This window comes from Enterovibrio qingdaonensis, assembly GCF_028683135.1.
GTDB classification, from domain to species: Bacteria; Pseudomonadota; Gammaproteobacteria; order Enterobacterales; family Vibrionaceae; genus Enterovibrio; species Enterovibrio qingdaonensis.
In genome coordinates this window covers 521420-546371 of record NZ_JAJUBB010000001.1, presented here as the reverse complement: position 1 = coordinate 546371, position 24952 = coordinate 521420, and the positions used below count along the sequence as shown (strand labels likewise).

General features: G+C 46.7%; 17 protein-coding genes. 7 read left to right on the top strand and 10 right to left on the bottom strand.

Annotation, left to right across the window (positions count from 1 at the left end):
- Positions 1-33: 33 nt before the first annotated feature.
- Positions 34-312 carry a hypothetical protein gene (locus LRP49_RS02390; RefSeq protein WP_274139932.1) on the top strand — a complete coding sequence of 93 codons (279 nt, stop codon included), beginning with the start codon at positions 34-36 and terminating at the stop codon, positions 310-312.
- Here LRP49_RS02390 and LRP49_RS02385 read toward each other — a convergent pair.
- Both LRP49_RS02385 and LRP49_RS02380 read right to left on the bottom strand, forming a co-directional pair.
- On the bottom strand, positions 309-1079 hold the full coding sequence (locus LRP49_RS02385) for a nuclear transport factor 2 family protein (protein ID WP_274139930.1): 771 nt from the start codon (positions 1077-1079) through the stop codon (positions 309-311). The genes LRP49_RS02390 and LRP49_RS02385 overlap by 4 nt on opposite strands.
- Before the next feature lie 152 nt (positions 1080-1231).
- Positions 1232-3187 carry a methyl-accepting chemotaxis protein gene (locus LRP49_RS02380; protein WP_274139928.1) on the bottom strand — a complete coding sequence of 652 codons (1956 nt, stop codon included), beginning with the start codon at positions 3185-3187 and terminating at the stop codon, positions 1232-1234.
- A 378-nt stretch (positions 3188-3565) separates the two neighbouring features.
- Between LRP49_RS02380 and LRP49_RS02375 the strand changes: the two genes are divergently transcribed.
- On the top strand, positions 3566-4021 hold the full coding sequence (locus LRP49_RS02375; protein ID WP_274139926.1) for a GNAT family N-acetyltransferase: 456 nt from the start codon (positions 3566-3568) through the stop codon (positions 4019-4021).
- Between the two features lie 189 nt (positions 4022-4210).
- Here the strand turns inward: LRP49_RS02375 and LRP49_RS02370 are convergent, their stop codons facing one another.
- Positions 4211-4513 carry a hypothetical protein gene (locus LRP49_RS02370; RefSeq protein ID WP_274139924.1) on the bottom strand — a complete coding sequence of 101 codons (303 nt, stop codon included), beginning with the start codon at positions 4511-4513 and terminating at the stop codon, positions 4211-4213.
- A 28-nt stretch (positions 4514-4541) separates the two neighbouring features.
- Positions 4542-5141, bottom strand: a complete 600-nt coding sequence (locus LRP49_RS02365; protein WP_274139922.1) for a sugar O-acetyltransferase — start codon at positions 5139-5141, stop codon at positions 4542-4544.
- Between the two features lie 446 nt (positions 5142-5587).
- On the opposite strand from LRP49_RS02365, the gene LRP49_RS02360 reads away from it, so the two are divergent.
- Positions 5588-5803, top strand: a complete 216-nt coding sequence (locus LRP49_RS02360) for a hypothetical protein (RefSeq protein ID WP_274139921.1) — start codon at positions 5588-5590, stop codon at positions 5801-5803.
- 72 nt (positions 5804-5875) lie between these two features.
- Here LRP49_RS02360 and LRP49_RS02355 read toward each other — a convergent pair whose 3' ends face one another.
- The 4 genes from LRP49_RS02355 to LRP49_RS02340 all read right to left on the bottom strand — a co-directional run bounded on the left by LRP49_RS02355 (position 5876) and on the right by LRP49_RS02340 (position 10345).
- Entirely contained in the window at positions 5876-6226 is a 351-nt protein-coding gene (locus LRP49_RS02355; protein WP_274139919.1) for a hypothetical protein, read from the bottom strand.
- A 105-nt stretch (positions 6227-6331) separates the two neighbouring features.
- Positions 6332-7054 (bottom strand): YebC/PmpR family DNA-binding transcriptional regulator, encoded by a 723-nt coding sequence (locus tag LRP49_RS02350; protein WP_274139917.1) that lies wholly within the window; start codon positions 7052-7054, stop codon positions 6332-6334.
- Positions 7055-7279: 225 nt separating this feature from the next.
- Positions 7280-8845, bottom strand: a complete 1566-nt coding sequence (locus tag LRP49_RS02345) for a glycoside hydrolase family 16 protein (RefSeq protein WP_274139915.1) — start codon at positions 8843-8845, stop codon at positions 7280-7282.
- Between the two features lie 93 nt (positions 8846-8938).
- The gene (locus tag LRP49_RS02340; protein ID WP_274139913.1) at positions 8939-10345 is read right to left on the bottom strand and encodes a carbohydrate porin; all 1407 of its coding nucleotides are present in this window, start codon (positions 10343-10345) and stop codon (positions 8939-8941) included.
- A gap of 671 nt (positions 10346-11016) precedes the next feature.
- Between LRP49_RS02340 and LRP49_RS02335 the strand changes: the two genes are divergently transcribed.
- The 4 genes from LRP49_RS02335 (at position 11017) to LRP49_RS02320 (ending at position 22491) form a co-directional block, all read left to right on the top strand.
- The gene (locus LRP49_RS02335; protein ID WP_274139911.1) at positions 11017-18669 is read left to right on the top strand and encodes a glycoside hydrolase family 17 protein; all 7653 of its coding nucleotides are present in this window, start codon (positions 11017-11019) and stop codon (positions 18667-18669) included.
- 262 nt (positions 18670-18931) lie between these two features.
- Positions 18932-19939, top strand: coding sequence for a substrate-binding domain-containing protein (locus LRP49_RS02330; protein WP_274139909.1), 1008 nt, complete (start codon positions 18932-18934; stop codon positions 19937-19939).
- Positions 19940-20179: 240 nt separating this feature from the next.
- On the top strand, positions 20180-22039 hold the full coding sequence (locus LRP49_RS02325) for a lipoprotein N-acyltransferase Lnb domain-containing protein (RefSeq protein ID WP_476397336.1): 1860 nt from the start codon (positions 20180-20182) through the stop codon (positions 22037-22039).
- A gap of 5 nt (positions 22040-22044) precedes the next feature.
- On the top strand, positions 22045-22491 hold the full coding sequence (locus tag LRP49_RS02320; protein ID WP_274139905.1) for a DUF3015 family protein: 447 nt from the start codon (positions 22045-22047) through the stop codon (positions 22489-22491).
- A 72-nt stretch (positions 22492-22563) separates the two neighbouring features.
- Here the strand turns inward: LRP49_RS02320 and edd are convergent, their stop codons facing one another.
- Positions 22564-24360, bottom strand: coding sequence for a phosphogluconate dehydratase (edd, locus tag LRP49_RS02315; protein WP_274139903.1), 1797 nt, complete (start codon positions 24358-24360; stop codon positions 22564-22566).
- Positions 24357-24878, bottom strand: coding sequence for a gluconokinase (locus LRP49_RS02310; protein ID WP_274139901.1), 522 nt, complete (start codon positions 24876-24878; stop codon positions 24357-24359). The genes edd and LRP49_RS02310 overlap by 4 nt, the downstream gene beginning before the upstream one ends.
- Between the last annotated feature and the right edge of the window lie 74 nt (positions 24879-24952).

Here is a 24952-nt window from a genome sequence, read left to right as displayed (position 1 = left end):
TTGGGTATAGAAAAGGACACTGAGGATAAGAATGTGGACGCTTACAAAGACGTATTGTTGGAACGATTAACGCGAGAATGCGAAGCTCTATGTGCCATTCCGGAAAACCAACATGAGCAAAAACGCGAGAAGAAGCAGTTTATTAACGGACTTATGACGGCATCCCGCTTAGTGGGTATTAGCTATGAAGAGCTCAGTGCCGTTATCGAGGCAATGCCGAGTTCCAAGTTCAAAAACCTCGAAGAGAAACTTAATATTCCCGCCTATATTCGAAACAATATTGATATCGGACGCCTCAAGCTAAGAGACTAAAACTTCCCGTTTTCATTCTTCCATTCTGCCCTGTCAGGTATCTCCTCAACGGTATCCCAATGCTCAACGATAAGCCCATTTTCCACTCGGAATAAGTCATAAAATGCGACGTGAGAACCGCCACGATAACCTTCGCAAAGTGTAAGAACAAAGTTACCCTCTGCGAGCGTTGTATGGTGGATTTGGTAGTGAATGATTGGCTCATTGTCTTCGTTAAGCGTGGACAATGCTGCATAGAGTTGCGTCAGGTCGTCGCTAAAATGCGGACTATGTTCGGCATAGTTTTTGGTATCAAAGAAATGTGTAGTTTCGAAAGGCTGTCGTTCCAATAAAACGTGGCTTACAAATTGATTGATGAACGCGCGGTTTGATTCTGTTTTTTCGAGGTCATGGACGTCTGTTTCACCATCGGTCATTGTTCGCCCAGCCAGATTTTTAGGTTGTTTTGCTTGTAGGTTGTCCCAGTGTTCAACGGTTTTATCACCTTCAAACCTGAACACTTCAAAACAAATCTTAACGCTGCTGAAGTCATATTCTGTGTGGGCAAAAACGAAGTCACCGTCAGAAAAAATGCGGATGATTTCGACATGAGGATGCGTTAGCGCGAGATTGGCAAATAACTCCGCAAGCCCCACATCGCCTTCTTTCGTCTTAGGGTTGTGCTGCACGTAGCGTGTTTCATCTACTACCGAAACGACCTTTGCATCACCCGTTTCAATGCCGATTTTCAGTAAGTCATGGATTTTCTGCTTTCGAATGTCAGTCATGAATGCGTCTCGATAAGTACAGATTGTACGAGTGTAGCTGAAGTTCGCGTGAGCAATATGTGTCGATATTGGCGACGTCCGATTGAATCGAATATGCCGAAGGGATAAAAAAACGCGCCAAATTCGGCGCGTTGTTTTATTGCAAGTCGGTACTATCCAATCGAAAATTTACCTACGATTTGGTTCACACCTGTGGTGATAGTGGTTAGGCCATGCGCTTCTTTGGACAGCTTCTCCGTACCAGAAGCGGTACTTTTCCCTAACTCATTGAGTTGTTTTACAGCTTGGTTAACGTTGGCGACAACCGAGTTTTGTTCTTCTGCCGCGATGGCAATTTGGTGGTTCATATCACGAATATTGGATACAGACTCTGTAATTGAAATCAGGGCATCACGCGTTTTGTTGGCCTTGGATGACGTTTCCTCAGCTTCAGAAGCGCTCTTACGCATCGACTCTACCGAACGTTTTGACTCACTTTGTAAGCGGGTGATAAGTGTCTGAATTTCTTCAGTACTTTGTTGTGTTCGGCTAGCGAGACTACGAACCTCATCGGCAACTACCGCGAAACCACGACCTTGTTCACCTGCGCGCGCAGCCTCAATGGCAGCGTTCAATGCAAGCAGGTTGGTTTGCTCTGCAATACCCCTGATTGTGTCGAGAATACTGCCAACGTTTTTGGTTTCTGCTTCCAAGTTCTCAATGACCTGGCTCACTTCACCAATATTCCCTACAAGGTTTTCAATGCTGTTTCGGGTGTCATCCAAAACGCTTTGACCCTCTTGAGAATAACGGTCAGCTTCATTAGCAATATCTGAAGCCTTTTGAGCGTTCTGAGCGATATCGTCAACCGTGGCTGTTAGCTGATGCATCGCTGTCGCAGTTTGCTCTAGTTGTTCTGACTGAGACTCTGTGTTGCGTGATGTCTCTTCCGTCACACTTACCAAGGTGCCGGATGCATTGTTTAAGGTGTCTACTGAGCTAGAAAGCTGACCAACAATATCTTTCAAGTTACCGTTCATTTCGCCCATTGCAGCGAATATGCCTGTCGGTTGCTCTTTATTATCAAATGATTGCGTTAAATCACCGGTTGCGATGTTTCGGGCAATTTGTTCTATTTCGCTAGGTTCACCACCAATAGGTCTGCGAATAGCGCGGGCCACTAGAATACTGAGTAAAATGCCGACTAGAATTGCGACAGCAGAAACGGTAATAACAGTTTGTACTGCCGCCTCACTGTCTGACTGAGCTTCAGGTCCCAGTGTGTCTTGGGAGCTTCTGATCGATGCTTTGAAATCGCCTAAGTTAGTCGTAACCTGCGGCCCTATAACATCCAAAGTGCCAGAAATTCGCTTATTTCTTGCGTGAATGATCTCTGCTGTTTGTTGCAGCGCAGAGGTATAAGAAAGGTGGGCATTGGAAAATGCATCCACCATTTCGCGCTCTTCAGGCGAAGTAAGCAGGCGCTTCAATTGGTTGAGAGGGGCAATAACATCATTCAATTCGTTGAGTGAGCGATTTAAATCTTGATCTGAATTACTGATTAGAAACTTGGCGGCAAATAGTCTACCCAGCAACAAGTTTTGCTGAGCTTGAGACGCATAGAACAAAGAGTCTACTTCTCTATCTGCCGCTGAGTCTTCGATGATTTTTGTCATCGTTTGACGCATTTTAAGGCCATTAGGGTCAAGGTCTTGTTGAACCACGAGATTCCGATCAGCAAAATCTTTCACGATCAAAGCAAAGGTTTCGCCATATTTTGCCATCAAGACTTTGGATTCGTTGAGCTCATTAATTCGAGTGGGGTCTGATTCATGCGAGAGCATTATATCGATGACTTTATCGATATGGGCGATCTCTTTCTCGACTTTGTCGATTAGAGCAGGGTCTTGTGTTTTAAGGAATTTTAGTGCCGTTAGTCTCGCGCTTAGCAAGGTAGCTTCTGCTTCGCTTGCTTCATTGGAGCTACGAGCAAGCCCACGGTAGTCGGTAAAATTCTTAAAACCTTCAGATAAGCCCCCATAACCTACGATTGAAACGACAAGCAGCAGTACCAGCACTGCTGAAAAAGATACGGTGAGTTGCTGCGCAAGCTTGAGTTTGCCTAACATATTAGCCTCCCGCTAATTTGGCTTTAAAACAAATTGTTGTAGTCGATAAACGTGTTGGCGTGCGACCTCCTTCTGGAGCGACCAAAAGGTGGCTGTTATATGTATTTTCTGTCCTTGAAGGCACGCAGTGACAATAACTCTCGTCATCACTATGTGTATTGATGAGTTACTTGTCAGTTACTTAACAAATAGCTCACAATTGAGACGGTTGCGAGTTTGTTTTCTTTCTAATGAGCGTTCGTTGTTGTCTATTGAGGAGGGGCTCCAGCATAGTTATAGGTTTTGTCACTGATTGTTTTTGGGTATTAAAGTTAGTGCATGTTGCACTTAGCTATCTGCTACTTTCTATCGCATGTATTGGAGAACAAAGGCCGATAGATGATGTTCATGATAAACCGTGCTGACATTTCAGATTTAGATGAAATCGTAAAGCTGTATGAAAAATACTTGGCGTTCTACGAGGTCGATCTAAAGGGTAAAAAGCCGCTTGCCTATCTTAAAGAGCGGATAAAAAACGACGAGTCAATCATCTACTTTGCCGTGACTGATGATAATGAATTCGCAGGCTTCACCCAGTTGTATCCCTTGTATTGCTCGTTAGAAATGAAGCGTATTTGGCTTCTCTATGATTTGTTCGTGGATGAGAAGTTTCGCAAAGAGGGCGTAGGGCAGTTACTGCTAGAAAGGGCAGACCAATTGGCGGAGGAGACTGACTCCGCATTCATTATGCTGAGTACGGCGAAAGACAATGTAAAAGCTCAGCATCTCTACGAGAAAAATGGTTATGAAAAAGATGAAGGCTTTTTTACCTATCTAAAACACCTAACACATTAATGCGGGATGCAATACATAGGTTGTTTGGGGACATGACATTTGCTTTCGTTCAGCAGTCGCGCATTCGATTGGTTTATGAACTCGGCGGCACAGTTAGTGTTGCCGCCGAAATTTGCCGAATGCTGTATTAGAGATGGTAGGTTGAAAAGTAGGTCTTAACACACAACCGAGGTTTGCTATTTTCGTTGGTTACAATTGAGGCAAGGCGGACTCTCGCTTGAACCCATAAGCGTTAAAGCATTCGGCAGCAATGATAAGTGCTTCTAGGGCAGGTTTTGCTTCACCTGCTTTGGCGTTAGCAACCTTGGTGGCTGCCTCTTCAATACCGCATTCATGCGAGATTTCGTTCAACACGGCCTGCGGAACGACAGAACCATTTTCGTAAAGCCAGACTGGCGGTTTCAGGTTTTCCAAATCGAGAGCGTTTGCATACAAAGAGGTAGCCAAAGTAAGCATGGCTGCACTAGGTAAGATTTTCAGGATGTGATGCATTGTTACTCCGTCTCTTCGTAATGGGCAGTTAACGCTGTATGCGCAGGTTTTTAAAATAGAATTCTTTGTCGTGTTCGCTGATTTCACGCAACACACGGCACGGGTTTCCGACCGCAACGACATTCGCTGGTATGTCTTTGGTGACAATACTGCCTGCGCCAATCACAGAGTTTTCTCCAATTGTTATGCCTGGCAATACGACAGAATTCGCGCCAATCCAAACATTGTCACCAATATGAACGGGGACGTTAAACTGGCCAATTTTTCTTCTTAGATCAGGGTCAATGGGGTGTCCTGCGGTTGCGATGGTGACATTAGGCCCAATCATGACGTAATCACCGATATAGATGTGTGTGTCGTCGACCAAGGTCAGGTTAAAGTTTGCATACACGTAATCACCCAAATGGGTGTGTTTACCCCAGTTTGCGCGAAGCGGTGGTTCTATGTAGCAGTCCTTGCCAATCTCCGCGAAAAACCTTTCCAGAATCTCCCTACGCTTAGCAGCTTCACTGGGTCTCGTTTGATTGAAATCGTAAAGAATTTCAAGACATTGAGTTTGCTCAGCTGCCAAGCCTTCATCGTCACAGAAGTATAATTCTTGGTTGTGCATTTTTGTTCTGATGGTCATTGTAGGATCCGATAATTGGAGATTGGCGGGATAATAGCGAACTTTACAAATCAGAATGTTGAGCGGAATCTAACTCTCTATCTGCGCTTTAGAAAAGCCTTACAATTCAGTGTGACCCGTCGCCGTAGTGACGCCTATCGATGAGAATGAGGCAAGTTTGTTGATAGTGAAAGGTAGCCTTTATGATGACTAGCAGAAGCTGCATGGGCTTTTTTTTCCCTTTCCATTTGCAAAACGGCTGTTGATTACGCCGTATTTTCAAGCGTGTGTTTATCGTAAAAACAATCAGAATAGTGACAGGCATTTTTAAGATTGAGTGTTTACGCTAAATAGAGGAAGCAGAAAACGTAGAAACTAGCCTTGGCAGGCGAATTTGTAGTAAGGCGTTGATTATGCCACTTATGCTCAGCGAAAATGCTGCGCCAGCGACAGTAAGGATAGCTACGATGAGTGAACGAATTTCAGAACAACAGGCGCAAATACTTTCAGATTATATTGCTGATAAGTGTATGGAAATGGATTTAGGGCCCGAACAGATTCTAGATGGTTTATCTCGTGTTCTGTTAGGCGCGACCAATGACCTTGGGGTAGGTGGCTTTGAATTGGATATTGAGGGATTTGGGCGCTGCTCTGTGGAGCTTGATGCTGAGGAAGAAGCGTAGATTGCATTTAGCAGCCAAGATCGTACAAAAAAGCCGGGATAGCGATCCCGGCTTTATCAATAGCGCGTGGTATTAGCTGCGTTTAGGTTGCTTGTAGGTACGACCTGCTGCTGCGTATGTATCGCGGTTTTTGATTTCGAATTGTGTGTAGAAGAACCACTCAACGAATACCAAGACTTCATCACCCACGTTCATTACGTGCTCAACAAATTCTTGTTCTTCGCCTTGTTCGTTCTCTTCCGTGAATACGTGGTAAACACGGTTTTCACCTTCGATTTCAGCCAGTGAAAACTGGCCTGTCATTTCTTCAGCTGCAGCTGCAACTTCGTCGTCGCCGCATTTTTTCAGCATATCTAATGCTTCTGGCAAACCATTGGTCTCAGCCAATGCTTTTACCAATGTTTCAAATTCTTGTTGTTCCATGATGGAATTCAACCTTTAGCATGAGGCTAACCAATTTCAATATTAGCCTTGGTTATAACAGAAAATGCCCGGCAGAACCGGGCATTTTGAAACGCGAAAAAGAGATTACTCGTCGATTTCCGCGTTGTGGTATACGTTTTGAACGTCGTCACAGTCGTTCAACATATCAATGAACTTGTCGAAAGCAGCGACATCATCGCCTGCAACGGTAGTCATTGTTTGAGGAACAAATGTGATTTCTTCAACGTCTAGTGTCACGTCAGGCATTGATTCAGCCAGTGCGTTTTTCACTTTAAAGAATTCAGTGGTTGGCGCGAATACGGTGATAACGCCGTCTTCACACTCAATGTCAGTCACGTCTGTGTCTGCCATCATCAGCGCTTCCAGAACGGCTTCTTCATCGTCGCCTTGGAACTGGAATACAGCTTGGTGCTCAAACATGTGAGCAACGGTACCTGGGCCACCAATCTTAGAGTGGGTTTTTACGAAGCACTGACGTACTTCCATGTAGGTACGGTTGTTGTTGTCAGTTAGACAGTCAACGATAACTGAGCAACCACCAGGACCGAAACCTTCGTAGCGCGCAACTTCATAGTTCTCACCGCCACCACCTGCTGCTTTCTCAATCGCTTTTTCAATAACGTGAGATGGCACCTGATCTTTTTTCGCTTTCTCGATCATGCGCTTCAGAGACAGGTTGGTGTCTGGGTCGCCACCGCCATTTTTAGCGATAACGTAGATTTCTTTGCCGTACTTAGAGTAAAGCTTAACTTTGGCGCCTTGGGTTTTCGCCATTGCATTCTTGCGAACTTCGAAACTGCGTCCCATGGGGAATCACTCTCTTTGCTATACGTTATAAAATTGGGTGCGATTTTATCAATCACTGATAAGGTTTTTCCAGCATTAATGATAGCTAAACGGGTACAAATACCACTTCTGATCAACGAATCGGCCCAATTGATTAAGGAATATACCCAAGTGGCAGGGAAACAAAAAAAAGAAGAGGCGAAAGCCTCTTCTTTTGCTTACGTTCGCAATCATGCGAGAGGGGGATTACTTTTCAAACCTTACGTTGTCGATACTCAGGACCATTGGGCCTGTAGGCTCTATAACGAAGATGTTTTTGACACTCTCAATGTTTGCCTTGGCTCCGGGTGCAAAACGGTTACCGTTTTCAACCAGTTCAGCAACATTGATTCGGACTTGTTTCCATTGGCCTTTAGGTGGGAGGGCAACATCAATATCACTGGTGTTCGGCCAGCCACTGTCCATCTTAATCATCAAGCCAGCATTAGGCGCACTTTCTTCAACGAGCAGGTCGAACACTAAATCGCCGCCGCTCATCCACTCACCCATGTTGACTTCAGGTGATTCGAAGTAGAAGTTACCCGTGTCGCCCGTTTTCTTGATTGCCAGCACATTTCCTCGGCCTTCAACCTGCTTGGTTTCGGTATAGACCTTGAACTGAGGATCATACTCTTTAGACCGAAGGTGCTTGTCTAAGCCATCTTCATAGAGGGTAAACACCGGACCAGTTGCATAATCCGGCCCTGGAATGATGATCTCGGGAGCTGCTGTGCCCGCCACAAATTGCGCATCATCGGATACCGTAGAACAACCTTTGCCTGTCGCTGGGTCTTTAGAGCACTCATAGACACGGACATAATCCACTTCCATGGTTTGCGGGAAAATGGCCGGGTCAATGTCACCTTCGTTTGCATTCGATGCCCAAGAACCGCCAATCGCGAGGTTGAGGATCATATGGAAGCGTTGGTTAAACGGCGAATCATCTGGGCCTGTGACCCATTTCCCGCCTTCCTTATACTGGCTATACCAACCATCAGAACGCTGCGTGGCGTAGTGAATGCCATCGATGTACCAACGCATTTCACCCTGTTCCCATTCAATGGCATAGGTATGAAAACCGTCAGCTGGGTTAACACCATTTGGTAGGTGATACTCGGCTGCCGTGCTTACGTTGTCAGGCCATCCGCGGCCATAGTGAAGCGTTCCGTGGATACGCGCTTCTTCTTTGCCTGCTTCGGCTCCGAGTTCGTCAGTCGGTGTTTTGAGGTTAACCGCCTCTACAATATCAATCTCACCGGACGCTGCCCAACCACCATAAACATAGTCAGTCGGTAACATCCAAATTGCAGGCCACGTGCCTTGTCCAAATGGGAGTTTGGCGCGAACCTCAAAACGACCGTATTTCCAGTCGCCTTTATTCATGGTGCGCAGGCGTGCCGAGGTATAGGGCAAGGTAGCCTTGTGTCGACTTTTTCCTTCGGGATCTGAAGGGCCAGTAAACTGGTAGTCACGTGCGACGATGTGCAGCTTTCCGTCTTCAACAAAAGAGTTTACTTTACGTTTGGTGTAACACTGTCGTTCGTTGTTACCACCGCCGTAACAGTTGACTTCATGGCTCCATTTTGACTTATCAATGGCTTCGCCACTAAATTCGTCATTCCACACTAAAGTCCATGTTGTATCGGGTCTTACAATTTGCGCACTCGTGTCTGACCCTTCAGAAACGGGCGCATAATTTTTTGATTCACAGCCGACGAGGGCACCCACTATCGCAGTGGCTACGATGGCTCGTCGATAAGGGAAATTGTTCATGTCGTATCCTTACATCCTTGGTCTTTCTGGCTTTCTGCATTGTTTTTGTTTATTCAAAGCATAGAGTCGGGCGAGGAGAGGCTCCTTTACCTGTTACCAGTAAGCATCAGCCTGAATACCAAAGACGATGTCATCCTTGAGCGGAATGCGGTTATTACCCTCTTCACCTGTTGTCCAAGCCAGTGGCAAATAGGTTGCCGTGAATCGAATTTCAGCGGTAGAGAGGCCATCAGACAAAACGTAAGTCGGTGCAACAGTGAATTTTGATTGGTGCCAATGACCACCGTTTTGCACGTTCTCGTAGTAGCCGACTTCTGTTTGGACGATGAGGTTGTCTTTAACAGGGAAAATATTGCGCATCATGACGGATACCCAATAGTTATAACCTGCATCGTCACCTTCATCGTTAGTGCCTTCATCGTTGTATTGCGCTTGGACTGAAGGGAAAAAGCCGATGCCATTATCCATGGTGTAACCACCCCAAAGCAGGGCTCGCGCAGATTTTGCGTCTTCTTCACGGTGAGTGATCAGATAGTACGGGTCGCCGAAGATCGAACCGTAATTAGCGTCGTTTACTTTGTAACCTTGTGTAAGCGAACCGGGACGAAGTGCAGCGTAGTCGGTAATCGTACCACCAAGGAGATTACCTGAACCTAAGCCTTCACCCGCTTGCAAAATGGCGTATGAGAAAGCGTTACCTTTCAGACCAAAGAAATCCAGCATGTGGTAGATGGCAGTCACGTCATAGCCATACTCCGCCCACTCCTTGCCGCTCAGGTCAAAGTTATCGGGGAGGTATTTGTAGTTACCTTGCAATGTTAACGCACCCAACGTATAGGCAGCATGAAACGTGTGCATTGGGTTGTTTTGGTTGTTATTTACATATGCGCGCTGACTTTGAGGGACAAAGCGACTGTTTTGGCGTTCAATGACTTTTGCAGATGTTGACGACGTGGCGATGAAATCATCGTATGAGTCGTTACTGTCGCTAATGTTTCGCTCGCTGAAGATGTATGCGAAATCTAGAAACGCATCGCCGATTTCATAGTCCTGAACACCTGCGCCGAGACCTTCGAGATCGGTGTAGAAGAAATCCGTCATGAAGATATAGTTTTCTTCACCTATTTTTCTTTTACCACCCCAAAGCTTACCGGTTGGCAGAACGCCGTCCATTTCAATGAAGCCAATCAGGTCATCGAATTCGGTATCACCGATACCGACATGAATACTCAGTTGCTGGTCTTCATTGATATTGGCGCGAGTAATAAAGGTCAGATTGCCGTCGTTGTCTGATTCGAGACCTAAACGCCCAAGCTGTTCTTTCTGGCCACCAATGTCGGCTTTTTTGTAATCATTTTCTTTACTTACAAAATAGCCAGCTCTGAAGTACCCATGAAACTCGAACTCCAATGTGTCTAGAACGTCTGCGTTGGCAATCGGTACGCCTGTCATTGCGCTGCTACCGCACAATACAGCCATCGCTAATGTAGACTTTTTCATTTTCACTCCGTGAAGAAGTTGAAGGTTCCTACTCGTGAAAGCGCTTTCTTGTGACTTTTAAAAAAATACCCGAGGTCTAGAAGCGTTGATGCCTGACACCCAAAAGGCAATCAACTTCCTAAGTAGCGAGTTTTTATATCAATTTTGGCTCTTGGCACCCAGTCACTTTGCATATAGCGAGAGGGCATGCACGGCCTGATTCATTTCTTGAAAGTAGTTCCGCAATCTTGGATTGCATTTAGTCACACCTAAATGTGTTACATAACTCGCTGCGTTTTCAAGGTGAGATTGCTCAGATTGGCAATTTTCCATTCATATCGGATGATTATTACTCTTCTTTTTCACTTTAGAACTCATAGATTCATAAGTGAGAATATTTTCAATGCTTGCAAAATTATGTGTGCAAGATCTCATCATTCTCTTATCTGAGACGCCAATAAGCTTGTTTGTTATTGCTACTTAACAATATCTTTACAACTTGCGCGAGCTCCATGCTCGACGATAGAGGCCGAGGCATCGGCCATTTTTTGAAACTGTGTAGAAAGCGCTTTCTTTTTAGTGATGACACCTTAAACCCAAACACGTTTCTCCCTTCGCATTTGGGAGTTTTGATTCTGGCAACACCTCAGTGTTGCGGAGTTACCGAAGGATTTAGAAATACGGATGACATTATGAAGAATCTATTTGCAAAACTGCTACTGATGGCCTCGGTAGCGTTGAGCGGATGTGGTGGAGGCGACGAAGCAGGTGGTAAACCTGTTGCGGGTACGCCAACGGGTGACGAGGTCGTTACAGTTTTCCACCAAGGTCAGCTGAAACCTGGCTTCCAAGCCGTCGGTTGGCAAAATGGTACCGCGCTGACTGCGTTTTCCGCTATACCTACTGAAACGCAAAACTATACTGTAACTACCCCACCAACTGCAGGGACTCGAGCTCCTTGGGGCTGGGGGGCAGGGCTGGTGACTGATGGAGACCGTTCAAACTCCATTAACCTGTCAGGTTTCGAAAGTGGCTACATGAACTTCGATGTGAAAGGCACAGTAACGACACCTGTTACTATTGGCTTTCAATCTGGTCAAGACCGAAATGCGCCCGGCAACGAGAATAATGCACGTCCTTCTAGCAGCAATGGCGTGACGTTCAATGGCGGTACATCGTCAAACAGTGCGATTGCTCCTTTAGCGAGTGGTGAGCGTAAAATTACGTCAGATTGGCAAACGTTCCAGATCCCTATCAGTGAATTGGTCGGCGATAACCTTTTGGACTACAGCGATGTCTCCTCGCCATTGTTTGTGCAAGGCACAGTAGATGATGGTGGTATCCTCGAGTTCAGAAACATTTTCTTCAGCCAGAAGACAGATGGCCAAATTGGTTCTGATAACAATACTGGTACGCCACCACAGGCTCCTGAAAACGGCAACGATGTCACTACCGTTTATTATGACGGCAAAGTTCGCACTAATTTCGTCCCAATTGCTTGGGAAGAAACCTCTTTCCTAGGCAATAATACTGAGATCCAAGCTCTAGAATTGACCACGCCTCCGACTGCAGGTATTGCAAAAGAATGGGGTTGGGGAGCGGGTGTTATTCCTAATGCGGATCAAAATGAGCCATCGATGAACCTGACAGGTTATGAAGATGGTTACATGCATTTTGACATCAAAGGCACCACCACTTCTGAAATGGACATTGGCTTCCAAATTGGTGTCTTCGGTAATCAAGAGCGTCCACAGGTCAATGTGGGTACGAAATTTGGTGCGGGTTCTAACACCATCACCAGCGAGTGGCAGACATACAAAGTGCCTATGTCCACGTTGATTAATGGCCGCTTCCTGGACATGGATGACGTGACCTCTGGCATCTACTTCAATGGTCAAGGTGAAGACGGTGGTGTGGTTCATGTAAGAAACGTGTACTTCACGAAAGGCGAAACCGGCACGATTGGTTCAGATTGGACAGATGACGGCGGTGATGGCGGTGATGGTGGCTCCGGCGGTGGTTCTGGCGGCAATGGTGGCCAAGGCACTGTTGGTGGCAACGAAGATACCCCTGAATTAGCAGTGCAACCTGCACCAACCGGAAACTTCCCTGTATCGAGTGTGGCAGGCGGTGATGCACCGGGCGAAGCTGTTCTGGGTAACGCCAAACTTCCAGCAATTTCTTACGGTGCATTCCGTACGAGAGAGCGTACAGAAGAAAACGTACCAAGTGTGGGTGATCTAAGAGAAGATCTTTTGATCATGCACGCTGCAGGTGTGCGCATGCTTCGCACCTACAACACGCAGGGATTCTCAGACACCGAGAATCTGCTGATTGCTATCAGCCAGTTGAAGGACGAAGACCCTAATTTTGAAATGAACGTGATGTTGGGTGTTTGGATCTCTGCACTGAATGCGTTCTCGGATCAGCCAATCGATAATACTCAGGAAAGCCCTGAGAATGATGCTGAAATGGATAAAGCGGTTGAGTTTGCGCAGAACTATCCAGACATCATCAAAGTGATTGCGGTTGGTAATGAGGCGATGGTTCAGTGGGCAGAAACCTACCGTGTTGTACCACGTATCATTCTGGAACGTGTTCGTGAGCTTCAAGACCTGAAAGCAGACGGCACCATCAGCGAAAACATCTGGATTACCAGTTCAGAGAACTGGGCGGTTTGGGCGATCAATAACGACTACTACCGTGGTCATGAAGCCGACATCAAGGCTCTGATCCAAGCGGTAGACTATGTGTCTGTTCACGTTTATCCATTCCATGACACGCAGTTTGAACCTGAATTCTGGCGAGTTCCGGCTAACCAACAATCATTGTCTCGTCAGGGGCAAGCTGTTGAAGCCATGGATCGCGCATTTAACAAGGCGATTGAGCAGTTCGATGCAGCGCAAACCAGCGTTCTGGCTGTAGACAGCACCAAACAGGTTCACATTGGTGAGACCGGTTGGTCGACAGAGTCAAGCGAAGCTTACGGTGCCGGTGGTACGGGTGCCGCTGATGAATTCAAGCAGAAAGAATACTTTGACGACATCACAGCATGGTCTGCGGAATATGGTGCATCTGTATTCTTCTTCCAAGCGTTTGATGAACCGTGGAAAGGTGACTCAGGCAATCCAAGTCACTCAGAGCAACACTTTGGTCTGGTAGACATCAATGGTAATGCGAAGTACCTCATTTGGGACCTTGTCGACGCTGATGCCTTTGACGGTATCACTCGTGGTGGCAACGAGATCGTAAAATCAAATGGCGGCAATCAACAAACTGTTATTGATAATATTCTTGCGATTCCTTTTGCCGCGAACACAGGGGCTCCAATAGAGGGCAATGTATTCAACATTTACGACGGTACGCTTAACGAGAACCTAAGTGCCGTTAATTGGGAGAATACTTCCTGGTTAGCAGCAAACCCTAATAAGCAGTCTCTCGAACTGACAACACCGCCAACAGCGGGTACAGCGAAAGATTGGGGTTGGGGAGCAAGTACTGCGGTTGTTGGTAGCTCAGGCCAAAACCTGAGTGGTTTCGAAAATGGTTACCTGATGTTTGACATCAAAGGTACCACGACGACTGACATCAATATTGGTTTCCAAACCGGCGTATTCAATGACAGTTCACGTCCACAAACCAGCAACAGTGTGGTGTTTGGCAGTGGTGATTACACAATCACGTCTGAGTGGCAGTCATACAAAATTGCCATGAGCGACCTGACTAACGGTACATCTCCTGATTTTGAAGATGTAACGTCACCGATCTTCTTCCAAGGTTCTACTGATGATGGCGGTGTGGTTGAGCTTCGCAACGTTCGCTTTAGCAAAACGGGCGAAGACGATGGCGGTGATGGTGGTTCGGGCGGTTCAGATAACCCAGACTCTACGTTGACCGTTTACTACGAGAATGCACTGCAAAGTGGCTACCAAGCATTTGGTTGGGAAGAAACTTCGTTCCTTGGCGCGAACACTGCTACTGAATCTCTACAATTGACGCTTCCGCCAACGGCGGGAACAGAGAAAGATTGGGGATGGGGTGCAGGTGTTGTTGGTGCGTCTACTGAAACGTCAGACAGTGCAAATCTGTCTGGCTTTGAAAACGGCTATCTGAACTTCGAAATCAAAGGTACGAGTGCGTCTGGCTTCAACCTTGGTTTCCAGACTGGCTTGTTTGATAGTGAAGATCGTCCTCAAACCTCAAGCTTTGTTACATTCGGCAGTGGTTCCTACACAGTGACGTCCGAGTGGCAGACTTATCAGATCTCAGTATCCGATCTTCTGAATGGCAAAACCGTTGATCTTAACGATGTCACTGCTCCGCTGTTTTTCCAAGGTGCGAATGCTGACGGTGGTGTTGTAGAAGTCCGCAACGTGTTCTATAGCAAAACCACCGACGGTACCATTGGTTCGGAATTGGGTGATGGTGGCAACGGAGGAGATGGCACTTCATCACCAGGGACAGGCTACATCCTATACACGGGTCAACAAAGCACGATAACGTTTGAAGAATTGCAGGCGTGGAATAACGCAAGCATCGAAAGCGTTACAGGTGGCACTTATGATCCTGCGCTTAGCCTTACGGTCTCTGACGGTTGGGGTGCTTTAGCTTGGGTAAATAGCGCGTCTCCGATAGATATCACGCCATATACCCACGCAGTATTCAAAGTGCAGACGGATGCAGACCAAGTTCGCGTATCAATTGATAGTGCAACGCAAGGTCAGAGCGTTAATGACTACGCACTTACTACAGGTACAGCGTTGTCAGGTGGTTGGGTACAAATGACCGTACCTCTGCCAAACTTTACCGATATGACGACGTTTGCTGTTGTGTTGAATGAGAATGGCACACTGCAAATTGCAGACGTAGCATTTGTGAACAATGGTGGAGGAAACACTACCGCGCCTGAAACTGGCTATGTAATGTATACCGGACAAGAAGCGAACATTGCTTTTGATGAAGTTCAAGTTTGGAACAATGCCGGTTTAGCTGATGTTGATAACGATCTATATGATCCTGTCCTTCAGCTGTCAGTAACAAATGAGTGGGGTGCGGTTAATTGGTCAAGCAGCCAGAATCCAATCGACATCTCGTCCTATACACATGCGCAGTTTAAAGTGCGTACTGATGCTAGCCAGATCCGCCTTTCTGTTCAGAGCCTGTCTAAGAGTGAAGTGGTTAAAGATTACTTACTCTCTCAAGGTACTGCTCTGACAGGTGGTTGGGTGCAAATGGAAGTGCCACTACCTGCATTCACAGACATGACAGCGTTTGCTGTGGTATTGCGTGAAAATGGCACGCTAGACATTGCAGATATTGCATATGTCAAAAAAGACAACGGCTTTACGGCTCCTGAAACGGGTTACATCCTGTACACCGGTCAACAAACCAACCTTGTGTTTGAGGATGTGCAAGTTTGGAACAACGCGGGCTTAGCTGATGCTGACAGTAACTTGTATGATCCAGTACTTGAGCTGACAGTAACTGATGGATGGGGTGCATTGGCGTGGGCGAGTAACCTGAACCCAATTGATGTTACTTCTTACACACATGCACGCTTCAAGCTTCTGACAGACCTGAATCAAGTTCGTCTTTCTATCCAAGGTCTAACAGATGGCGAAGTCGCGAATGACTACGCACTGGCAGATGGCACAGCATTGACTGGTGGTTGGGTACAAATGGAAGTTCCATTGCCTAACTTCGCTGACTTGACTGCTTTCGCTGTAGTACTGCAGGAAAACGGTAGCTTCCAGATTGCAGACCTTGCGTTCGTAGACGCTGATAGCGATGGCGGCACTGACGGCGGCACCGATGGTGGTACTGACGGCGGCACCGATGGCGGCACCGATGGCGGTACTGACGGTGGCACTGATGGTGGTACTGACGGCGGCACTGATGGCGGTACTGACGGCGGCACCGATGGTGGTACTGACGGCGGCACCGATGGTGGTACTGACGGCGGCACCGATGGTGGCACTGACGGCGGTACAACTGGAAGTGTGGTTTCTATCTTCAGCGATGACTACACAGATATCTCTGTTAATGAATGGGGACCTTTCTGGGGTGACGCTTCAGCGCGTATCATCGATGGCACGCTAAATGACAGCCCAGCAAAAGTGATCACACTTGGTGCAGGTCAAACCTTTGCGGGTATTGATTTCTCATCAGCAGCCTTTGATGCAACGGGTTACACCACGTTCCATATGCAATACAAAGTCGATGCTTTGTTAGCAGGTCAGGTGGTTAACATTAAGTTGTCTAATCACGACGGTGGCGCAGGTGAGAGCAATGCAATTCAATACACCAGCGTACCTACAGGTACTGATGTCGTTACACTGGCAATTCCGTTGGATGACTTTACCAGTGCAGATGCAAGTGGCTCATTGGCCCGAAATGCGATTGCGCAAATTGTCATCTCTGCTGCGAGAGCAGATACAGATGAGCCTGTAGATATCTATTTGGATAATATCTACTTCAGCGGCAATACTGACGGCGGCACCGACGGTGGAACCGATGGTGGTACTGATGGCGGCACTGACGGTGGTACAACCGAAGATGTCGTGTCCGTATTCAACGATGACTACACAGATCTCGCTATTAATGAGTGGGGCCCTAACTGGGGTGATTCTTCAGCGCGTATCATTGATGGCACGCTAAATGACAGTCCAGCAAAAGTGATCAAGCTTGGTGCAGGTCAAACCTTTGCAGGTATTGATTTCTCATCAGCAGCCTTTGATGCAACGGGTTTCACCACGTTCCACATGCAATACAAAGTAGAACCTTTGTTAGCTGGTCAAGTGGTTAACGTTAAGTTGTCTAATCACGACGGCGGCGCAGGTGAGAGCAACGCAGTTCAATACACCAGCGTACCTTCAAGTACAGACGTCGTTACACTAGCAATTCCGTTGGATGACTTTACCAGTGCAGACGCAAGCGGCTCTTTAGCACGCAATGCGATTGCACAAATTGTTATCTCTGCTGCAAGAGCAGACACGGAGCAAGCGGTAGATATCTATCTCGACAATATCTACTTCAGCAATGGCACCGATGGTGGCACTGACGGCGGCACCGATGGTGGTACTGACGGCGGCACCGATGGTGGTACTGATGGCGGCACCGATGGTGGTACTGATGGTGGTACTGATGGTGGTACTGATGGTGGTACTGATGGCGGCACCGATGGTGGCACTGACGGCGGCACCGATGGTGGTACTGATGGCGGCACCGATGGTGGCACTGACGGCGGCACCGATGGTGGTACTGACGGCGGCACTGATGGTGGAACGACTGGCACCACGCCAATTGTTATCTTCAACGATGCAGCGAACCCTCAGTGGGTAGCGTGGGATTGTTGTGGTGGCACCACACCACCTGTTATCACTGATAGTGATGCAGAGTACGGCGAAGTAACCTTCTTTGAGGTAACTGCTGCGACAGTGAACGGATTTAGTTCACGAGAAGGCGTTGCTACAGATCCTCAGCCAGTCGATGTGAATGCATGGATGGTCGAAGGTGTCATCTCATTTGATATCAAGCTACTTGCAGCAGGTGATGCACCAGCTGATGACTGGAAGTTTAAGATTGAATCAAATGGTGGCCCAGATGTTGGTGGCGAATTCGTGGAGTTAAGCTTAGACAGTCTTCCAGAGTTGAATGTATGGAAGAACTATCAGTTTAACCTGAGCGACCTATCAAACAACGGTCTGGATCTTACTTCAATTGACCTGATAATGGTGTTCCCAGCTTGGGGTACAGGGATCGGTGCTGAGTATGTCATTGATAATGTGACCATCTCGCCAAGTTCCAATGGTACTGATGGCGGCACTGATGGTGGTACTGACGGCGGCACGACTGGAGATATCGTCTCTATATTCAGCGATGACTATACAGATATCTCTGTGAATGAGTGGGGCCCGAACTGGGGAGACTCTTCAGCGCGTATCACTGATGGAGAGCTTGAAGGTAGTCCAGCTAAAGTGATCAATATTGAAGCAGGACAAGTGTTTGCGGGTATTGATTTCTCATCATCAGCCTTTGATGCAACGAGCTTTACCACTTTCCACATGCAATACAAAGTAGATCCTTTGTTAGCAGGACAAGTGGTTAACATTAAGTTGTCTAATCATGATGGCGGTGCAGGGGAAACCAGTGCAATTCAATACACCAGTTTTCCGTCAGGAACCGATGTGGTTACACTGGAAATCCCACTTGGTGATTTCATCAGTGCAGATGCAAGCGGCTCTTTAGCAAGAAATGCGATTGCACAAATCGTCATCTCGGCAGCGAGAGCGGATAATGAGCAGCCAGTTGACATCTACTTGGATAACATCTATTTCGCGAAATAATAGGGTTATCTTGAATGACAGTTGATTAAATTGCTTACTATTTTTTCAACGTAAATCAAAAGGCCGAGCTGTTTGCTCGGCCTTTTTGTTGCTGGAATGAAATCATTGCGCTTGCAATAGTTTTGCTTGCTAAGCGATTGATTCATTTAGCCTGTCATTTAGGCAGTTACGATGAGAATGCGAATGAAATAGTTTACTTGTTTCAGAGAGTTAGCTATTGTCTGGAATGTTACACGTAACATTATGGATAATCAGGCAGAACATGGCTCAACAAAACAAGAAAGCACGCTCTACACTACAGGATGTTGCAGACAAAGTCGGCGTCACTAAAATGACGGTATCTCGGTATATGAGAAACCCTGAGTCTGTCGCGAAAAAAACGCGCGAGAAGATCGCCGCAGCGATAGAAGAAATTGGGTACATTGAGAATCGCGCTCCTGCCATGCTCTCCAAATCCTCCAGTAAAGCCATCGGTATTCTTCTTCCCTCGTTATCCAACCAAATTTTCGCCTCTTTTGTTCATGGTATCGAGACGGTGACCAAGGCCCATGGTTATGAGACTTTGCTTGCGCACTTTAGCTATGACGCGGATGAAGAAGAACACAAAATCGCTTCACTGCTCTCTTATCAAGTTGATGGCTTGATCCTGACTGAAACACACCATACAAAACGCACGCTTCAAATGATCAAAAATGCGGGAATACCTGTGGTGGAAACCATGGAACTTCCGAACAAACCCATTGATATGGCGGTGGGTATGGATCACGTACTGGCTTCATACCAAGTTGTAAAAAGCATGATTGATTCTGGGAAATCGACTATCGCTTATTTTGGTGCTCGGCTAGATACACGTACCCGTTTACGTATGGAAGGGTATGATAAAGCCATGCTGGAAGCAGGTTTGACGCCAAGGCATGTGCTGACCGAAGAGCACTCAAGTTTTTCCCTCGCGAACTATTTACTCACGACGGCACTAGAAACTTACCCAGATTTAGATGGCGTATTCTGCACCAACGATGATATCGCGATTGGTACGCTACTCAGTGCGCAGCAACGAGGCATCAAAATCCCAGAACAACTGGCGGTCATTGGCTACAATGCGCTGGATATTGGTCAAACAATCAGCCCGAAACTGACCAGCGTTGATACGCCACGCTTCCAAATTGGTGAGAAAAGCGCAGAGCTTTTACTTCAGCGTTTAAGAGGAGAAGACGTTGAGGAAAAAATCGTCGATATGGGTTTTAAAGTTACTGAAGGAGAGAGCGTTTAGCCTTCAAGCTTTAATAGCAAGAATAAGCACTAGGTCGAAGTCGGTCACGCTTACATAGAAGGCCGTGATGGTATTACGCCGATTATTTAGAGTAATTGATTACTTACCAACTAAATCATTAAATGATAGTTGCACTTTTTATGAGACTTCATAAAAAAAGAAATAACAGGTATAGCGTTGTAGTGAATAGGGTGTTTATATAAAATTAGGAAAATAACACTCAATTTTTTGAATATATCCGTGATATCTAGAATTACCCGATTTTTCTTTTTTGCTATCGTCTTATCACTGTCTTGTGGATTCGCATGGGGAAGTGAGGGTAAAGATATTACGACACGAGCGGTTAATTTATCCCTCTCTGAAAACCGAGTCTGGCATATGCTATTGCATTACGAGAAGGGTTTGGTGGGAGAGGAGAGTTTAATCAATGATCCCTCGTTTTTTTTATCCCCCAAAGGGCGCGTCAGTCCCGAAGAAGAACTAAAAGCCACAATTCAGGCTTTTTATCAAACGCCTGAGACCCAATGTAAATTTCCAGCAAGAAAGCATTGGCTTAATGAACAGTTGCAATTCCCTTCTTTACCTAACGTAGACTGCTCTGACTATCAAAACTATCTCGAAGCATTCGGCGCACAGAGCATTAGCTTGGTATATGCAAGTGGGTATTTAGGTAATCCTGCATCCATGTACGGTCACGTACTACTCAAGTTCAATAATTCAGAAAACCACGAGTATCTTGATAACACCTTTAACTATGGTGCGCGCGTACCGGAAGATGACAATAAACTGGTGTATATCTTTCAAGGTATTACGGGCGGGTATCAAGGCTACTACGCCAATCAAAAATACCACCATCAAAACTTAACCTACAGTGAATCAGAACTTAGAGACTTGTGGGAGTATCGGCTCAAGCTTTCAGAGCAAGATGTGACATTTGTACTTGCACATCTGTGGGAGTTGGAAAACGCGAGCATGACGTACTATTTCTTTACAGAAAATTGTGCGTATCAGTTGGCTAAGCTTCTTGAATTGGTGATCGATGCCCCTTTGGTGGCTAAGAATAAACTGTGGGTGATGCCATACGATGTCATTGTAATGCTGAACGATGCCAATGGCGGACACTACATTGATGAGGTTATCTATCATGGCTCCCGTCAAGAGCACCTCTATAATCGTTATAAGCAATTAGATGATGATGAGAAGTTAAGTGTTCAATATATTACAGAACAAGGTATTGAAAATATTCCTGCTCATTTAGATAGTCATGATGAAGTGTCTGCAAAAAAAATCATCGATACGCTTTATGATTATTATGCATTTGTTGATGTGAAAAACAGTGGGTTGATGGAAGAGCAAACCAAAAAAAGAAAGCTTCTATTAACCAAACGCTTTTTATTGCCGCCTGGGGATATACAGTGGTCTGACCCCGAGCAATCTCCGCCTCATCATTCTCAAAATACCGCTATGCTACAGGTTTCGCCTTTATATAACGATGCATTTGGTAAAGGGCTGGAATTGCGTTTCAGGGCGAACTATTACGACATGTTGAATCTCAATGCGGCGAGAATTCCCTATTCTCAACTCAATACATTTGATCTCAGGCTACTTTATGAGATTGATGAAGATAAATGGCATTTTCGTGAGCTGACACTGTTCGATATTTTGAACTTAAATGTCTCTCAAACTGGGCTGCAAGAGGACAAGCGATATGCATGGGGAGTGTCTGCAGGTTACCGGCCTACGAGTCTAGATTGCGCGGACTGCTCTGACGCATATGTGAGCGGTTTGATTGGAAAAGGCTGGGAATTCATTGGCGGCTTTGCGGGTTATGCTGCACTAACCAGTGAGCTTCAAGTTGGCAGTTTTAAAGAAGCGAACGTCTTAGGCGGAATAGAAATTGGGGGAGTGGTGACTGCCTCCCCATATTGGGCTAGCTCGATAAAAATTGGCAGTCAGATTTACGTTAACGATAGCGCGGAATATAAGAATTATCTCGTTTGGGAACAGCGAGTTTTTGCGAATCGACATGTCGATTTCAGAACGTCTGTTCGTTATGACGAGGCATTCGAATACGCCGCAAATTTCTCATTATATTGGTGATTACAATGAAAAAATGGACTTTAGTTGCTGTTACAGCAGGTACGCTTTTCACAGGTCAGGCGATGGCAGCACAGAGCAATGATTTTAACCCTTGGACACAATGCGGTATCGGCGCAATGATTTTTGAAGACAACGGCACAGCGGCTGCAATCTCAAACGTCATTTGGGATTTGGGTACGACGGCTGTGTCTTCAAAAATCTCTTCAGAAGATACCTGTAAGGGTAGTGAAGTTAAAGCTGCTCAGTTTATCCAAGATAATTTCGACAAGGTGTTGGAAGAGACGTCTCAAGGCTCTGGTGCACACTTGACTGCAATGCTAGAAATTCTGGAAGTTGAAGAGGTGGCACAGCCACAAGTGATCGCTTCTGTTCGCGCAGATATGGCAGATAAAGTGATAGCAAATGATGCAACACCTGAAGTGTTCTACAACGCAGTAATCGCAAGTCTGTAAGCGTTATACGGCGAGTCGAAAATAAAAAGGGCGGATATCAATCCGCCCTTTTTCTATCTAAGCTTGTCGCGATTAAACGATGAAGCTTGCGCCTTCTTCTGCGCTTGTTACCGATTGGCGCATGACTCGGAACATATTGCGGCCCCAAGTATCTTGCAAAGACTCAGTGTCCAGCTCAATCGCTTGGCGATCAGACATGTCAGCCAAGTTGTTCAGTTCGCCAGTCTGACAGTTCAGGCTCACCATATCACCATCACGAACCAGACCAATTGCGCCGCCACGCAGTGCTTCCGGAGACAAGTGGATTGCAGATGGGATCTTGCCCGATGCACCTGACAGACGACCGTCAGTCACCAGTGCTACTTTGAAACCTGCTTTCTGAATATTACCCAGAATAGGCATGAGTTTGTGTAGCTCTGGCATACCGTTAGCGGCAGGACCGTTGTGGGTTACCACCACGATGCAGTCTTTGTTCAGTTCGCCACGTTTGTATGCTGCTTCAACCGCATGCTGACAAGTGAACACAACCGCAGGTGCTTCAATGATGCGCTGATCTTCTTTTACGGCTGAAACTTTAACAACCGCTGTACCCAAGTTACCGGTGAGGACGCGAGTGCCGCCCGTGCTTTGGAATACTTCACCAGATGCAGCAATAACCTCTGCATCCAGACTACCTTCGATAGCCGTCCACTCAACCTTGCCGTCTTTCAACGCGGGCAGGGTCATTTGACCTTCAAAATCACCGATTACAGGCTTCACGTCACGGTGAAGTAGGTTTGCTTCATCCAGACGTTTTAGAAGGGCAGGGACACCGCCCGCTTCTTGGAAGGCGTTCATGTCAGCAGGGCCGTTAGGGTAAACGCGTGCCAGCAGTGGAACGACTTCAGACAAGTCACTGATGTCCTGCCACGTCAGCAGAATGCCTGCTGCACGCGCCACAGCCAGCATGTGGATGGTGTGGTTAGTACTGCCGCCGGAAGCCAGAAGGGCGATAACGCCATTGATCAGGCTCTTTTCGGTCACAACGTCAGACAGTGGACGGAAATTTTCCGTGCCTGCAGTCATTGAGGCGATTTTTACTGATACATAGTCAGTCAGCGCAGTACGTAGGTCAGTGTTCGGGTGGATGAATGCTGAACCAGGCAGCATCAGACCCATGGCTTCGAATACCAACTGGTTGGTGTTTGCAGTGCCGTAGAAGGTACAGGTGCCTGGTGCGTGGTAAGCGCGGCATTCCATATCTAGAAGTGCATCTTTACCGACTTCACCCGCCGCGTACTTTTGGCGAACGTCGACTTTCTCTTCGTTACTGATACCCGTTGGCATCAGACCTGCTGGTACAAATGCAGTTGGCAAGTGAGCATATGCGAGTGCACCCATCAATTGGCCTGGTGCAATTTTGTCACAAATACCCAGAAGTAGGGTTGCATCAAATACATTGTGGCTAAGTGATAGTGCTGTAGATTGCGCAATCAAGTCGCGAGAGAACAGCGACATGTCCATACCCGCCTGACCTTGCGTTACACCGTCACACATTGCAGGTACGCAACCTGCCACCTGTGAAGTGTGGCCGTACTCAGCGAGCGTATTTTTAATTTGGTCTGGGTATGTTTTGTATGGTTGATGCGCACTTAGCATGTCGTTGTAGGCACTGATCAGTGCAACGTTCGCGTGCGTGAAGTCCAGAATACGTTTCTTTTCAGATGCGCAAGAAGCGGCAACAGCGTGCGCCAAGTTGCCACACGTCAGGCTCTTGCTTGCTTTGCCAATGTCGGCTTGTGCTTTGGTGCGCGCAAAAAATGCGTCGCGGGCTTCTTTGCTGCGTTCGATGAGACGCTGGGTTACATCGATGACGATTTGGTGTGTCATTGTGCGTTCTCTTCTTTTTCTTTCAGGGCAATAACCGAACGCGCGATGACGTCGTCGATTGTGCCTTCGATGCTAACTACGAGGGTGTTGGGTTCGCCGGCTGGGTGTTCCAGTGTTTCAAACTGGCTGTTAACCATGTTTTCTTTCATAAAGTGACCCGAGCGAGCACGCATGCGCTCGAGGATCAATTCCTTGCTGCCGTCTAGGAACAGGAAGGTCACGTTCTCGTTACCTTCACGGATTTGGTCGCGGTATTTCTTTTTAAGCGCAGAACATACGATCACGCCATGCTCGCTTTTGTTTTCTAGGCTATAAGCTGCATCACGGATACGCTCCAACCACGGCATGCGGTCGTCATCGTTCAGAGGTTGACCAGACGCCATCTTCTGGATGTTTGCGCGTGGGTGAAGGTCATCGCCGTCGATGAACTTACGGTTCATCTGCTTTGCAATGTTCTCACCAATTGTGCTTTTGCCTGATGCGCATACGCCCATCACGATGACACTACTACCTGCCATAATTTCCTCATTCACCAAACTTGCGCGTGATCCCATTTTTTGACATCACTTGAAAATATGGGTTTATCTTATTC